The organism is Lentzea aerocolonigenes (genome assembly GCF_000955955.1).
Classification (GTDB): Bacteria; Actinomycetota; Actinomycetes; order Mycobacteriales; family Pseudonocardiaceae; genus Lentzea; species Lentzea aerocolonigenes_A.
The window spans coordinates 11,918-25,763 of sequence record NZ_JYJG01000144.1 but is presented as its reverse complement, the minus strand read 5'-3'; the positions used below and the strand labels follow the sequence as shown (position 1 = coordinate 25,763).

Here is a 13,846-nt window from a genome sequence, read left to right as displayed (position 1 = left end):
TTTCAGCAGCTGGTGATGTTGAATCCGAAACCGGCGATCGTGGTGCCGTCGAACCGGAAGCACACGGTCGAGGCCGAACCCTGGCCGAACGTGAAATAGGTGCTCTTGCCCGCGTCCGCCGCGCCGCGAATCGTCCAGCCGTCCCAGTCGTCGAGGTAGACCCGGAAGTAGGCGCTCTGGCCGGAGTAGGCGCCGCGGGAGTTGATGTACCTGGTCTCGGGGGCGCCGCCGTTCGGGTACTGGCCCTGCCAGACCTTCGCGGTGGCGTGGTAGGCGCCGTAGTTGTGGATGTAGATGTCGATGGCGCGGCTGGCGGCGTGGCTGGTGCCAGCGGCCATTGCGATGGCTGCGGCCGTGGCCATCGCAATGGCGGTGGCGCGTTTGATCAGGGTGTTCATCAGTGTTCGTTCACCTTTCGGAAACCTTTCAGTTAATCGCTTCCGAGTTGGAACGTAGGTCCATTCACTAACTAAGTGATAATTGCTTTCCTGTTGAGACGAAAAATGGGCCGGGCCTGAGGGGGAATTGATTCCGACTTGAGGTTCCCGGCTGATCGCCTAGTCTGTGCGCCGTGGCTTCCCTGGTGATCCGCACTGGTCGTGCGGACCTGGCGTTCGACGGCATCCGGACCGAGTTCGGGCTGCGCTCGTCGTTTCCCGCTGCCGTGCTCGCTGAGGCTGAGGCGGCGGTGTCCCGCTCCGCGGGCGATCGCCCCGACCTCACGTCGATCCCGCTGGTGACGATCGACCCGCCCGGCGCGAAGGACCTGGACCAGGCGCTGTGCCTGGAGAAGACGGCTTCCGGCTTCGTCGTGCACTACGCGATCGCGGACCTCGGGCTGTTCGTGACGCCCGGTGGTGCGTTGGATCTCGAGGTCCGGCAGCGCGGGCAGACGATCTACCTGCCGGACGGCAACGTGCCGCTGCACCCGACCGTGCTGTCCGAGGGTGCGGCCTCGTTGCTGCCCGGTGTGGTGCGGCCTGCCGTGCTGTGGACGTTCACCTGCTCGGCTGACGGCGTGCCCACTTCGGTTGAGGTGCGGCGGGCGTTGGTGCGGTCGCAGGCGCAGTTCGACTACGAGTCGGTGCAGAAGACGTTCGACGCCGGGAACCCGCACCCGTCTGTGGCCGCTTTGGCCGAGTTCGGGCCGTTGCGGCGTGCCTTGGCCCGGAAGCGCGGAGCCGTCGAACTGCAGCTGCCCGAGCAGGAGATCGAGTCCAACGGCGAGGGGTGGAAGCTCGTCACCCGGCCGCGGGCTGACGTGGACGCCTGGAACGCCGAGATCTCGTTGATGACCGGCATGGCGGCGGCTTCTCTGATGCTGGAGGCCCGTGTCGGGATCCTGCGGACCCTGCCGGATCCGGACGCTTCTGCGGTTTCGGCCTTGCGGAAGTCTGCGGCGGCGTTGAAGGTGCCGTGGCCCGCTGATGTGTCGCCGGGGGCGTTCCTGGCCGGGCTGGATGCTTCGACGCCGGAGGCTATGGCGCTCTTCACGGACGCGACGAGGCTGCTGCGCGGTGCTGGGTACTCGGCGTTCAACGGGTCCGTGCCCGAAGTGACCACGCATGCGGGCGTTGCGGCGCCGTACACACACGTGACCGCGCCACTCCGTCGGCTGGTGGACCGCTTCGCGACCGAGGTGTGTCTGGCGGTTTCGGGTGGTCAGGAGCTGCCTGCGTGGCTTGCGGAGGCGTTGCCGCAGCTGCCGTCGCTGATGGGGGCGTCGGACTCGCTCGCCTCGAAGGTCGAACGGGCGTCGTTGGACCTGGTCGAGGCGTGGGTGCTGGCGGGTCGCGTCGGGCAGGAGTTCGACGCCGTGGTGCTGCGGTCGGGTGACCACGAGGCCGAGATCTTCATCGCGAACCCGCCGATCCTGGCCAAGTGCGCCGGGAAGCGCCTGCCGGAAGCAGAACGTCTCCGGGTCCGCCTCACCGAAGCCGACCCCGCCACCCGCCAGGTTCGTTTCGAGCGCGCCTGAGTTGTCCACAGATCGCCGAGTGGTGGGTTGACAGGGTGATTTCGCGAGTAGCGTCCTACCAAGTGGCGGTGTGCCCCCAGGGCGGGCGGGGCCTGCGCTGACGAGCCCAAGGTCACGTTGCACAGCCTGCCTCTGGCCGATCGTGTGAAGATGCACGGGTGACAGAGATTCGTGACCTCACCGTCGGCGTCCTCGGTGGCACCGGAGCCCAGGGCAAGGGCCTCGCGATCCGCTGGGCGAAGGCGGGCCTCAAGGTGATCATCGGCTCCCGCAGCGCCGAGCGGGCCGAGCTGGCGGCCAAGGAGATCGTCGAGGTCGCCGGTGGCGACGTGCGGGGCGCGGACAACTCCGACTGCGCTGCCGACTCGGACATCGTGCTGGTCGCGGTCCCGTGGGACGGCCACGGCGACCTGCTCGCCTCGTTGCGCGACCAGCTGGCCGGGAAGATCGTCATCGACTGCGTGAACCCGCTCGGCTTCGACAAGCAGGGTCCGTTCGCGCTGCCGGTCACCGAGGGCAGTGCCGCCCAGCAGGCCGAGCTGTTGCTGCCGGAGTCGCGCGTCACGGCCGCGTTCCACCACGTGTCGGCCGTGCTGCTGGCCGACCTGTCCGTGTCCGAAGTGGACATGGACGTCCTGGTGCTGGGCGACGACCGGGAAGCCACCGACACCGTGCGGGATCTGGCCGAGCTCGTGCCGGGCTTCCGCGGCGTCTACGGCGGCCGGCTGCGCAACGCCCACCAGGTCGAGGCGTTCACCGCGAACCTCATCGCGATCAACCGCCGCTACAAGACCCACGCCGGCCTGAAGATCACGGGAGTCTGATTGCTGCCCGTCGACGACCTCGGTGAGCCGGTACCGGTCGACCAGCCCCAGCGGGTGGTCAGCCTGGTCCCGTCGATCACCGAGGCCGTCGCGCCGCTGGGCGTCCTGGTGGGTGCCACGGACTACTGCACGCATCCGTCCTCTTTGGACGTTGCGCGCGTCGGCGGTTCGAAGTACCCGGACGTCGATGCCGTGATGGCGCTGCGACCGGACCTCGTCATCGCGAACTCCGAGGAGAACCGGGCCGAGGACGTGGACCGGTTGCGCGCCAACGGCATCCGCGTCTGGGTGACCGCGGCGCCTCCGACGGTACCGAAGGCGCTGGCGTCGCTGCGGCGGTTGTTCGCCATGGCGTGGGACCTCGAACCCGACTGGCTGGTCCGCGCGGAGGACCTGTGGCGCGACGTCGCTCCAGCCCGCCTGACCGCGTTGATCCCGGTCTGGCGCCGCCCGTGGGTCGTCGTCGGCCGAGACACCTTCGCCACCGATGTGTTGCGGCGCCTGGGAATCTCGAACGTCTACGCCTCTTCCTCCGAGCGCTACCCCCGCCCGTCACTGGAAGAGCTGAACGCCCAGCGCCCTGACCTGGTGATCCTCCCGGACGAGCCGTACGAGTTCACGCACTCCGACGGCCCGGAAAGCTTCCCCGGCCTGCCGTACGCGCTGGTCAACGGCCGTCACCTGACGTGGTACGGCCCGTCGCTGGTCGAAGCCCGCTCCAGCCTCGAACGCGCCCTCAACTACGACCAGGGTTGACAACCGTGGGTTGACGCGCGCGATGCGTTGCGCTGCCAGGATCTCCGCCATGGGGAAACTAGCCGCGATCATCGCGACCGCCGCCGCCGTCACCGCCATGACGACGCTGACCGCCCTCCCGGCCTCGGCCGAGCCGGTGGTCATGTACCAACTGTCCGGCACCACCCGCTGTCTCGCCGACACCGGGACCAACATCGTGCTGCAGCCGTGCAACCGGACGGTCGAAGCGCAGCGCTGGATCGTCCCGATCACCGACTCCGTGGACTGGCCGCACAACATCGCCACCAACAAGTGCCTGGGCACCGCCGCCGGTGACGTGCTGGGTGTGGCGTGCTCGAGCGGCACCACCCGCTGGCACCGCATCCCGCCGTCGGGCAGTTCCTTCCAGTTCCGCAACGACGCGTCCGGCAAGTGCCTCACCGCCCAGGTGACGGTGGCGGCGTGCACCACGACGAGCGCCCGCTGGGTGGGCCTGCGCTAGTGCCGTGATGCACCCGTCTGGCCACCGAATACGGGGCGAAGGCCGTCGGCCACGGCCCTAGTCCCGGAACCGGTCAGTCGCCTCCAGCAAAGCCGCCAGGATGCCGGGCTCGTCATAGGCGTGCCCGGCATCCGGCACCAGCACCAGTTCCGAGCCGGGCCAAGCCTTGTGCAGATCCCAGGCGGACACCGCGGGCGTCGCGATGTCGTACCGCCCCTGCACGATCACGCCGGGGATGTCCGAGAGCCGGGCAGCGTCCCGGATCAGCTGACCCTCCTCGAACCACCCGCCGTGCACGAAGTAGTGGTTCTCGATCCGCGCGAACGCCAGCGCGTACTCCGGCACCGCGAACTCCGCCACCAGTTCCGGCCTCGGCAGCAGCGTCACGGTCGCGCCTTCCCAGGTGCTCCACGCGACGGCAGCCGGTCCGTGCACCGCAGGATCCGGATCCGCGAGCAATTTCGCGTACAGCTCAACGGGATCGCCATCAAGCCCGGCGATAGGCGCCGTGAACTTCTCCCACAGGTCCGGGAAGAGGTTCGCCGCCCCGCCGCGGTAGTACCAGTCCACTTCGGACGCCCGCAGCGTGAAGATCCCGCGCAACACCAGCTCGGAAACCCGATCCGGATGCTTCTCGGCATAGGCCAGAGCCAACGTCGACCCCCACGACCCGCCGAACACCTGCCACCGCGAGATGCCGAGCGACTCCCGCAGCCGTTCGATGTCCGCGACGAGATGCCAGGTCGTGTTCAGCGACAGATCGCCGGACGAAGAAGCATGCGGCAGCGACCGGCCACACCCGCGCTGATCGAACAGCACGATCCGATAGGCGGCAGGGTCGAACAGCCGCCGGTGCGACGGCGAGCAACCACCACCGGGTCCGCCGTGCAGGAACACGACGGGCTTGCCCGCCGGGTTTCCGCACTCCTCCCAGTACACGAGGTTGCCGTCACCGGTGTCCAGATGACCTGACGCGTGGGGCTCGATCTCCGGGTACATGCCCCCATCGAAGCAAACCTCGGCCGCTGACGATGAAGGGTGCATTCATCCACGTGAGGTGGATGAATGCACCCTTCATCGTTCAATCAGTGGAACGTGTGCTCGGGGCCGGGGAACTGGTGCCCGCGCACCTCGTCGGCGAAAGCAGCAGCCGCGCCGAGCATGACCTCGCCGATGTTGGCGTAGCGCTTGACGAACCGCGGCGCCTTGCCCCGGTTCAGGCCCATCATGTCCTGCCAGACGAGCACCTGGGCGTCGGTGTCGGGACCGGCGCCGATGCCGACGGTCGGGATCACCAGGTCGTGCGTGATCTGCTTCGCGACCTCGGCGGTCACCATCTCCAGGACCACGGCGAACGCGCCCGCCTCCTGCACCGCGATGGCGTCGCGAACCACCTGGTCGTGGTTCTCGTGCCGGCCCTGTACCCGGTAGCCGCCGAGCTGGTGCTCCGACTGCGGGGTGAAGCCGATGTGCGCCATGACCGGGATGCCGGCCGCCGTGATCGCGCGGATGTGCGGCGCGAAGTAGGCGCCACCCTCCAGCTTGACCGCGTGCGCCTTGCCTTCCTTCATGAACCGCACCGCGGTCGTGACGGCCTGCTCGACGGACACCTGGTAGGAGCCGAACGGCAGGTCAGCGACCACGAGAGAGCGCTTGACCGAGCGCGTCACAGCGCTCACGAGCGGTACGAGCTCGTCCACCGTGACCGGCAGCGACGTGTCGTAGCCGTAGACGGTGTTGGAGGCGGAGTCACCGACGAGGAGAACGGGGATGCCCGCTTCGTCGAAGATCGCGGCGGTGTACGTGTCGTACGCGGTGAGCATGGGCCACGGCTCGCCGCGTTCCTTCATCTCACGCAGGTGGTGAACGCGAACGCGCTTGGCAGGAGCCTTCTGACCCGCTCCGCTGCCGTACGGCGCGGAAACTTCGGCATTGGTCATCGTCGACCGTTCCTTTCCTCGAGGCCCACGTGGGGTCCCCGGGCGCTTTGTGCACGGTTGCCGAACACCAGAGTGTCACCGTTGGCCGGAAACGGAACACGGATGCGGCTACCGTCACACGGCTGTGCGCTCAGCGGTCGGGCAGACCCTTGAGCACCTCTCGGACGGCCATCACGACCGCGTCCGGCCGGTCCATCTGAATCATGTGACGACTGCCGGGCACCGGCACGTTGCGCCCCCACGGCACGAGAGCAGCCAACGACTGGTGCTCCGGCCACACCTTCCGTCCCGCCGTGAGCACCAACCAGGGCACTTTCGGGAGCGCCCGGCGTCGGCGCAGGCGTTCCAAAGTCGCCACCTGACCGGGGTACGACGCGAGCTCCCACAGCACCGCCCGCGCCACACCAGGCCGCCGGTAGACGAGTTCGACCAGGTCAGAGGGTGCGGGATCGGTCACGCCGAGCGTCGAGGCGGCGGTCAGCAGGTTCCGGAACGAGTGCCCGTACCGCCGCGTGATCCGGGCACCGAGCCACCGGCTGCCGAACGCCCGCAGCGCCTGAGCGATCGCCGCCGGCAAGTCGAACGGCCGCCCCGCACCCGGCGCCTCGGTGTCCGGATCGAGCAGCACCACCCCGTCGACCCGGTGCGGCCGCAGCCTCGCGTAGGCCTCGACGTGCAAAGACGCCATCGAGTGCCCGATCAGGATCGCCCGCGGCACCCCGCGCAGCACGGCGTCCAGGACAGCGACCTCGCGCGCCAGCGACGGCCCGCGCCGTGCCGGACCGCTCATCCCGAGCCCGGGCCGGTCGAACACGATCACCCGAACGTGTGGCTGGAGCAGCTGCACCGTTCGGTCCCAGTCGAACCACGCTCCGCCGAGTCCTGAGCTGAGCACGACGACGGGTTGGTCGACACGCCCGGAGGTGGCGACATGCACCCGTCCTGCCGAAGACGGAATCATGGCGGTCATCGGTCGACCTCGGGAGTTGAAGTGGTACCGGCGTGGAAGTGGAAGGCCGCGGGCGCGATCGCGACCGTAGTGCAGTTGGCCGCGGTGTTGTCGCTGCTCAGGGTGATCTTGCCGGAGGACAGCTGGTTCACCGACGTCGCCGACGGCATCGGGTACTTCTTCGGCCTGCCGATCGACGGCAACCTCTTCATCGCCATGGTGTTCTTCGTCCTCGGCGCCGCCCTGCGCAGGCACAAGCGAGCAGCGCTGTGGGCGTTGCTGCTGTTCCAGGTCATGGGCCTGCTGCTGGTCGGCTTCATCATGGTCATCTTGGCGCTGGCACCTGAAGAAATCCTGGATGAGGGCGAACGTCCGCATTGGGTGTTTCTCAGCATCGGCGTCGTGACCTCGCTGGTGTTCGTGGGGCTCCTGTGGGTGGTGCGGGAGGCCTTCCCGGCCCGGCTGGCCCGCGGTGCGTGGCGACGGGCGCTGGTGTCGTTCGTGCTGGGCATGGTCGTGCTGGTGCTGGCCGGCTGGGGCCTCACCGAGGTGTTCCCCGGCAAGCTCGTCGAGCAGCTGGACAAGCTGGCGTGGGCGGCGAACCAGGCGACGGGTGAGATCGTCCGGCTGGGACGGCTGGACATCCCCGAGGGCCCGCAGTGGCTGAGCGTGATCCTGGGGCTGGGCGGCACACTCGTGGCGATCCGCGCGATGTACGTCTTCTTCCGCGGTGTCCGCACGCAGAACATGATCACGCCGGAGCAGGAGCTGGACGTGCGCCGGCTGCTCGCGGCCGACGGCGAGCCCGACTCGCTCGGCTACTTCGCGACCCGGCGCGACAAGAGCGTGGTGTTCGCGGCTTCCGGACGTGCGGCGCTGACCTACCGGGTGATCGGCGGTGTCTCGCTGGCCTCGGCCGACCCGATCGGTGACGAGGAAGCGTGGCCCGAAGCCGTCCTGGCGTGGCTGTCCGAGGCGCGCACCTACGGCTGGATGCCTGGCGTGCTGGGTGCTTCCGAACGTGGTGCGCAGGTCTACTCCGACGCCGGCCTGAAGGTGCTGGAGATCGGTGACGAGGCGATTCTGGACGTCCGCGAGTTCGTGCTCGCCGGTCCGGAACGTCGTGGCCTGCGCCAGGCGGTGTCTCGCGTCGAACGTGCCGGATACACCGCGCGAGTGCGCCGGCACAGCGACATCGCGCCGGACGAGATGGCGTCCATTCTGGACTTGGCGCAGGCGTGGCGCGGTGCCGAGACCGAGCGCGGGTTCTCGATGGCCTTGGGACGTCTGGGAGATCCGAGCGACGGCCGGTGTGTGATGGTCGAGGCCTACGACGCGTCAGGTGCGTTGCGCGGGCTGTTGTCGTTCGTGCCGTGGGGACGTCGTGGTGTGTCGCTGGACCTGATGCGACGCGACCGGTCGGCGGAGAACGGCCTGAACGAGTACATGGTGGCGCAGTTCGCGGCCGCCGCCGGACACCTCGGCGTGCAACGGATCTCGCTCAACTTCGCGATGTTCCGCGCGGTGTTCGCGGAGGGCGAGAAGATCGGCGCCGGCCCGGTGCTGCGGGCGTGGCGGCGGGTGCTGTCGCTGGCATCGCGGTTCTTCCAGCTGGAGTCGCTCTACCGGTCGAACGCGAAGTACCTGCCGGACTGGGAACCGCGGTTCCTCTGCTACCAGCGCTCGCGGTCGTTGCCGCAGGTCAGCATCGCCGCCGGGGTTGCAGAAGGCTTCGTGCCGTCGCTGCGGTCGTTGCGCAAGCGGGCGCTGCAGAAGACGGACGTCAGCTCCGAGTTCGCCTTGAAGGTCGCCGAGATCGACGCGATCCGCATCGAACCGAAGGCGGTGCGGCGGCCAGAACAGGTCCGGGTGCGGATCGCGAAGGTCGAACGCCTTGTCGCTGCGGGTGTCGAGCCGTATCCGGTGGGGTTCGACCGGTCGCATCTCCTTGCCGCGGCCCGGGAACGCTTCGGCGAGGACGTCTCGGTCACCGGCCGCGTGGTGGCGCTGAGGGAGATGGGCAAGCTCTGCTTCGCGCGGCTGCGGGACTTCAGCGGCGAGATCCAGCTGATGCTCACCGTCGACTCGCTCGGTTCGTCGCTGGCGTCGTGGAAGTCCGATGTGGACCTGGGCGACCACGTCGGCGTGACCGGTCGTGTGATCAAGTCCGACCACGGCGAGATCTCCGTGCTGGCCACGTCGTGGGTGATGACCGCGAAGTGCTTGCACCCATTGCCGGACAAGCGAAAGGGCTTCACCGACCCGGAAGCCCGCGTCCGCCAGCGCTACCTCGACCTCGTGGTGAACCAGGACTCCGCGCATCTGCTGAAGCTGCGCAGCGACGTGATCCGCAGCGTCCGCGAGTTCCTGCACTCGCGCGAGTACCTCGAAGTCGAGACGCCGATGCTGCAGGCGGTGCACGGCGGCGCGAACGCCAGGCCGTTCGTCACCCACATCAACGCCTACGACATGCGCATGTACCTGCGGATCGCGCCGGAGCTGTACCTGAAACGGCTGTGCGTCGCGGGCGTGGACCGGGTGTTCGAGCTGAACCGCAACTTCCGCAACGAAGGCGCGGACGCCACGCACAACCCCGAGTTCACGATGCTGGAGGCCTATCAGTCCTATGCGGACTACCGGGTCATGCTCGACCTGGCGCGCACGCTGATCCAGCACGCGGCACGGACGGCGTTCGGCTCCGAGGTGGCCGCGCGCCCGGACGGCATGTTCGACATCTCGGGGGAGTGGCCGGTCGTGCCGGTCTACAGCGCGGTTTCCGCTGCTCTGGATGCTCAGATCACTCCCGGCACCTCTGTCTCGGAGCTGCGTTCACTGCTCGCCGCGCGCAACGTCGAGATCAACGACGACTGGGACCACGGACAGCTCGTGCAGGAGGCGTACGACTCGTTCGTGGAGGCTTCCACGGTCGGCCCGACCTTCTACATCGACTTCCCGACGTCGGTGTCGCCGCTGACCCGGCAGCACCGCGTCGACCCGCGGCTGGCCGAGCGGTGGGACCTCGTGGCGTTCGGGGCGGAGATCGGCACCGCCTACTCGGAGCTCACCGACCCGTTGGAGCAGCGGCGGCGGTTGGAGGCGCAGTCGTTGAAGGCCGCTTCCGGTGACGTCGAGGCGATGGAGCTGGACGAGGACTTCCTGCGGGCTCTGGAACACGGCATGCCGCCGACGGGTGGACTCGGGATGGGTGTGGACCGGTTGCTGATGATGCTGACCGGCACGTCGATCCGGCAGAGCGTGCTGTTCCCGTTCGTCCGGCCCCAATGATTCGGCTCAGTGATCGAGGTACGCGAGCACGGCCTGGACCCGGCGATCTCCCGCCCCGTCCTCGGTGTTCAGGCCGAGCTTGAGGAACACGTTGCCCACGTGCTTGTGCACCGCACCCGCGCTGACGACCAACCGTTCGCCGATGGCAGCGTTCGACAACCCTTGCGCCATCAGCCCGAGCACCTCGCGCTCCCGTGGTGACAGCACACTGAGCGCGTCATCCGCCCTGCGCCGCACCAACAACTGCGACACGACCTCGGGATCGAGCGCCGTACCTCCGGACGCCACCCGGTGCAGCGAGTCGAGGAAGTCCGCGACCTTGCCGACGCGTTCCTTGAGCAGATAGCCGACGCCGCCGTTGGTGCCCGCCAACAGTTCGTGCGCATAGCTCTGCTCCACCCAGGCAGAGAGCACCAGCACGGCGAGCTTCGGGTGCCGCCGGCGAGCTTCGACGGCGGCTTTGAGCCCCTCGTCCGTGAACGTAGGGGGCATCCGCACGTCGACCACGGCGATGTCCGGCTCGTGCTCGGCCACGGCAACCAGGAAGTCGTCCGGGTTGTCCGTCGCGGCGAGAACATCGAGGCCTTCGTTGCGCAACAACAACGTCAGCCCCTCGCGGAGCAGAGCGTCGTCCTCGGCGATCACGATGCGCATGGTCACTTCTCCACAGGTAGTACGACGGTGAGCACGGTAGGGCCACCGGAAGGACTGCTCACGTCCACGGTGCCGTCCAACGCCGCCACCCTGCCCCGAATGCCGTCCAACCCCGTCCCCTGCTTCTCGTCGGCGCCGCCCTTGCCGTCGTCGTGCACCAAAACGGTGAGCTGCCGGCCGTCCACCCCGAGGCTGACCCACGCATTACGAGCGCCACTGTGCTTGGCCACGTTCGTCAAAGCCTCCGCCACCGCGAAGTACGCCGCGGCCTCCACCGCCGCCGGCAGTCGTCCAAGATGCTCGGCCTGCAGCACACAAGGCACCGGGCACCGTGCCGCCAGAGCCTGGATCGCCCCGTCCAGCCCCAGATCGTCCAGCACCGGCGGATGAATGCTCCGTACGACGTTGCGCAACTCCTCCAACGCATCCCCAGCCGCGTCTTGCGCGCGGAGCAACGCCTGCAAAGCACCAGCCGGGTTCTGCTGCAGCGTCCGTTCCGCGATCCCGAGCATCATCACCACGCCGACCAGCTTGTTCTGCGTGCCGTCGTGCAGGTTCCGCTCGATCCGCCGCAACTCGGCCCCGTGCGCCTGCAGCGCGGCAGCTCGCGTCGCGACCACTTCGGCCAGTCGCTTCTCCAACGACGCCCGCGGCGGCGCCAGCAACTTCCGCGCGAGCCTCGCGTCCGCGTCCGCCAGCCGGGGCAGCTGCGTCAGGATCAGCGTGAGCACGATCGCGATCGGCACGCTCAGGAACGCCTTCGCCCACGAGTCGACGTGGACGCCGAACGAGTTCTCGAACCCTCCCGGCACCGCCCACCAGATCAGCGGAACGAACGGCTGCTGCAGCAGCGCGCCGGGAACCCCGATCGCGATCGCCCCGGACAGCGTGCCGAGCAGGGCGTGCACGATCAGCCACAGCCCGTCCCGCCGGCTGCCCGGATCCGCCAGCACCCGCTGGGCCCGGTGCAACCAAGGCCCGTCGAGCGGCTCAGACGATGCGAGGACCACACCGGCGTAGCGGGCGAGCCGCTGCCGGTCGAAATCCACGATCCGGCGGATGTACGGGGCAGTGACCGGCAACAACGGCAGGACGACGACGGACAGCAGCAGCACGCCGATGGCCAGCCACGACGCGATGGCGGTCAGCAGCCCGCTCGCCAGGTAGACGAGTGCCGCCCAGATCCGTTTCATACCGAGGAACCTAGCCAGCCGACCTGCGAACGCGCGGTGGAGCAGGCTCTACTTCAGCCCTCGCGCCACCCGTTGGTGATCGGCAGCCGCCGGTCGCGCCCGAACGCCTTGACGGAGATCTTGGTGCCCGGCGGGTACTGCCGGCGCTTGTACTCGGCCTTGTCGACCATCCGCAGCACGCGATCCACCAGCTCGGACGCGAACCCGGCCGCGATCAGGTCGTCGTACCCGCGGTCGCCGTCGACGTACTGGGTGAGCAGCGAGTCCAGCAGGTCGTAGTCCGGCAGCGAGTCGGTGTCGACCTGGCCGGGCCGCAGCTCGGCCGACGGCGGCTTGGTGATCGAGTTCTCCGGGATGGGCGGCACCTCGCCGCGCTTCTCCGCCTCGTCGTTGCGCCACCGCGCCAGCCCGAAGACCAGGGTCTTGAAGACGTCCTTGATCGGCGCGTAGCCGCCGACCGCGTCGCCGTAGATCGTCGAGTAGCCGACGGCGAGCTCGGACTTGTTGCCGGTCGCCAGCACCAGGTGCCCGTGCTGGTTCGACAACCCCATCAGCAGCATGCCGCGGCAGCGGGCCTGGATGTTCTCCTCGGCCAGACCGGTCAGCTTCAGCTGGTCGACGTACACGGACACCATCTCGCCGATCGGCTCGGTGGTGAAGTGCAGGCCGGTGCGCTGAGCCAGGTCGGACGCGTCCGACTTGGAGTGCTCGGACGAGTACGACGACGGCATCGACACGCAGTAGACCGAGTCGGCACCGAGAGCGTCCACGGCCAGTGCGGCCACCACGGCCGAGTCGATGCCACCGGACAGACCGAGCACAACGGACCGGAAGCCGTTCTTGTGCACGTAGTCGCGCAGACCCGTGACGAGCGCGTGCCACACCTCTGCCTCATCGGACAACGGCTCGAACACGCGCGGCGCGGGCAACGGCTCGTACGCGGGAACCGCGTCCGACACGAACACACGGCGCACGTAGAACTCGCCGACCTGCCCCTGCTCGTAGTCGGAGCCGGAAGGCAGATCGAAGTCGACGAGCATGAGGTGCTCGACGAACTGAGGCGCGCGCCCGATCAGCTGACCGTCCGCGCCGACCACGAGAGAGTCGCCGTCGAACACCAGCTCGTCCTGCCCACCGACCAGGTTGCAGTAGGCGAGCGGCGCCCCGGCCTCGGCCGCGCGGCGCACGACCAGAGGCAACCGCTGGTCGTCCTTGTTGCGCTCGTACGGCGAGGCGTTCGGCGACACCACCAGGTCGACACCGGCGTCACCCAGCGCGGTGATCGGGCCGCCGTCCTGCCACAGGTCCTCGCAGATCACCAGGCCGACCTCGACACCGTTGATCCGCAGGATGTCCAGGGACGACCCGGGCTTGAAGTACCGCCGCTCGTCGAACACGCCGTAGTTGGGCAGGTGGTGCTTGCTCTGCCGCGCCACGACACGCCCGCCGTGCAGCACCGCGGCGGCGTTGCGCGGTCCCACGGAGTCGTGCTCCAGGTATCCGACGAACGCGGCGATGTCGCCCAGCCCGGCATCGTTCAACGTCGCCGCCAGAGCCTCCAGCGCCTCCGCGGAAGCACGGGCGAACGACGTGCGGATCGCCAGGTCCTCGACCGGGTAGCCGGTCAGCACCATCTCGGGGAACACCACGAGGTGCGCGCCGCCCTCACGAGCCTTGCGCGTCCACTCCACGACCAACGACGCGTTCCCGGAAAGATCGCCGACAGTGGCGTTGACCTGGGCGAGCGCGATGCGAAGCTGCGGCATGCCCTCATCATCTCCCATAC

The 13,846-nt window shown here is 68.6% G+C and carries 12 protein-coding genes; 5 read left to right on the top strand and 7 right to left on the bottom strand.

What is annotated here, in order from left to right:
• Positions 1 to 2 precede the first annotated feature (2 nt).
• The gene (locus UK23_RS21285) at positions 3 to 398 is read right to left on the bottom strand and encodes a hypothetical protein (RefSeq protein WP_045313338.1); all 396 of its coding nucleotides are present in this window, start codon (positions 396 to 398) and stop codon (positions 3 to 5) included.
• A gap of 173 nt (positions 399 to 571) precedes the next feature.
• Between UK23_RS21285 and UK23_RS21280 the strand changes: the two genes are divergently transcribed.
• From UK23_RS21280 to UK23_RS21265, 4 genes are all read left to right on the top strand, one after another.
• Positions 572 to 1,978 (top strand): RNB domain-containing ribonuclease, encoded by a 1,407-nt coding sequence (locus UK23_RS21280; protein WP_156213274.1) that lies wholly within the window; start codon positions 572 to 574, stop codon positions 1,976 to 1,978.
• A 158-nt stretch (positions 1,979 to 2,136) separates the two neighbouring features.
• Complete coding sequence (gene npdG / locus UK23_RS21275) at positions 2,137 to 2,802, top strand: NADPH-dependent F420 reductase (RefSeq protein WP_045313337.1); 666 nt, start codon at positions 2,137 to 2,139, stop codon at positions 2,800 to 2,802.
• Positions 2,803 to 3,558 carry a helical backbone metal receptor gene (locus tag UK23_RS21270; RefSeq protein ID WP_045313336.1) on the top strand — a complete coding sequence of 252 codons (756 nt, stop codon included), beginning with the start codon at positions 2,803 to 2,805 and terminating at the stop codon, positions 3,556 to 3,558.
• A gap of 49 nt (positions 3,559 to 3,607) precedes the next feature.
• The gene (locus UK23_RS21265) at positions 3,608 to 4,039 is read left to right on the top strand and encodes an RICIN domain-containing protein (RefSeq protein WP_045313335.1); all 432 of its coding nucleotides are present in this window, start codon (positions 3,608 to 3,610) and stop codon (positions 4,037 to 4,039) included.
• 57 nt (positions 4,040 to 4,096) lie between these two features.
• On the opposite strand, the gene pip is transcribed toward UK23_RS21265, so the two are convergent.
• From pip to UK23_RS21250, 3 genes are all read right to left on the bottom strand, one after another.
• Positions 4,097 to 5,038 carry a prolyl aminopeptidase gene (gene pip, locus UK23_RS21260; protein WP_045313334.1) on the bottom strand — a complete coding sequence of 314 codons (942 nt, stop codon included), beginning with the start codon at positions 5,036 to 5,038 and terminating at the stop codon, positions 4,097 to 4,099.
• 86 nt (positions 5,039 to 5,124) lie between these two features.
• Positions 5,125 to 5,979: a 3-methyl-2-oxobutanoate hydroxymethyltransferase gene (gene panB / locus UK23_RS21255; RefSeq protein ID WP_045313333.1), complete on the bottom strand. Its 855-nt coding sequence runs from the start codon at positions 5,977 to 5,979 to the stop codon at positions 5,125 to 5,127.
• 130 nt (positions 5,980 to 6,109) lie between these two features.
• Positions 6,110 to 6,949 (bottom strand): alpha/beta hydrolase, encoded by an 840-nt coding sequence (locus tag UK23_RS21250; RefSeq protein WP_156213273.1) that lies wholly within the window; start codon positions 6,947 to 6,949, stop codon positions 6,110 to 6,112.
• Here UK23_RS21250 and lysX point away from each other — a divergent pair.
• Entirely contained in the window at positions 6,911 to 10,213 is a 3,303-nt protein-coding gene (gene lysX / locus UK23_RS21245) for a bifunctional lysylphosphatidylglycerol synthetase/lysine--tRNA ligase LysX (RefSeq protein WP_045313331.1), read from the top strand. The two genes, UK23_RS21250 and lysX, sit on opposite strands and share 39 nt — an antisense overlap.
• Before the next feature lie 6 nt (positions 10,214 to 10,219).
• Here lysX and UK23_RS21240 read toward each other — a convergent pair whose 3' ends face one another.
• The 3 genes from UK23_RS21240 to UK23_RS21230 are packed head-to-tail and all read right to left on the bottom strand — an operon-like array spanning position 10,220 to position 13,826.
• On the bottom strand, positions 10,220 to 10,867 hold the full coding sequence (locus UK23_RS21240; protein WP_045313330.1) for a response regulator: 648 nt from the start codon (positions 10,865 to 10,867) through the stop codon (positions 10,220 to 10,222).
• 2 nt (positions 10,868 to 10,869) lie between these two features.
• A complete protein-coding gene (locus UK23_RS21235; RefSeq protein WP_045313329.1) occupies positions 10,870 to 12,060 on the bottom strand; it encodes a sensor histidine kinase in 1,191 nt (396 codons plus the stop codon).
• Between the two features lie 53 nt (positions 12,061 to 12,113).
• Positions 12,114 to 13,826 carry an NAD+ synthase gene (locus UK23_RS21230; RefSeq protein WP_045313328.1) on the bottom strand — a complete coding sequence of 571 codons (1,713 nt, stop codon included), beginning with the start codon at positions 13,824 to 13,826 and terminating at the stop codon, positions 12,114 to 12,116.
• Positions 13,827 to 13,846: the final 20 nt, after the last annotated feature.

What these genes read in the sequence shown, in the direction of transcription:
- UK23_RS21235 (WP_045313329.1), bottom strand. Translation starts at nt 12,060, where the DNA reads ATGAAACGGATCTGGGCGGCACTCGTCTACCTGGCGAGCGGGCTGCTG.
- panB (WP_045313333.1), bottom strand. Translation starts at nt 5,979, where the DNA reads ATGACCAATGCCGAAGTTTCCGCGCCGTACGGCAGCGGAGCGGGTCAG.
- UK23_RS21265 (WP_045313335.1), top strand. Translation starts at nt 3,608, where the DNA reads ATGGGGAAACTAGCCGCGATCATCGCGACCGCCGCCGCCGTCACCGCC.
- UK23_RS21285 (WP_045313338.1), bottom strand. Translation starts at nt 398, where the DNA reads ATGAACACCCTGATCAAACGCGCCACCGCCATTGCGATGGCCACGGCC.
- UK23_RS21230 (WP_045313328.1), bottom strand. Translation starts at nt 13,826, where the DNA reads ATGCCGCAGCTTCGCATCGCGCTCGCCCAGGTCAACGCCACTGTCGGC.
- pip (WP_045313334.1), bottom strand. Translation starts at nt 5,038, where the DNA reads ATGTACCCGGAGATCGAGCCCCACGCGTCAGGTCATCTGGACACCGGT.
- UK23_RS21250 (WP_156213273.1), bottom strand. Translation starts at nt 6,949, where the DNA reads ATGACCGCCATGATTCCGTCTTCGGCAGGACGGGTGCATGTCGCCACC.
- UK23_RS21240 (WP_045313330.1), bottom strand. Translation starts at nt 10,867, where the DNA reads ATGCGCATCGTGATCGCCGAGGACGACGCTCTGCTCCGCGAGGGGCTG.
- lysX (WP_045313331.1), top strand. Translation starts at nt 6,911, where the DNA reads ATGCACCCGTCCTGCCGAAGACGGAATCATGGCGGTCATCGGTCGACC.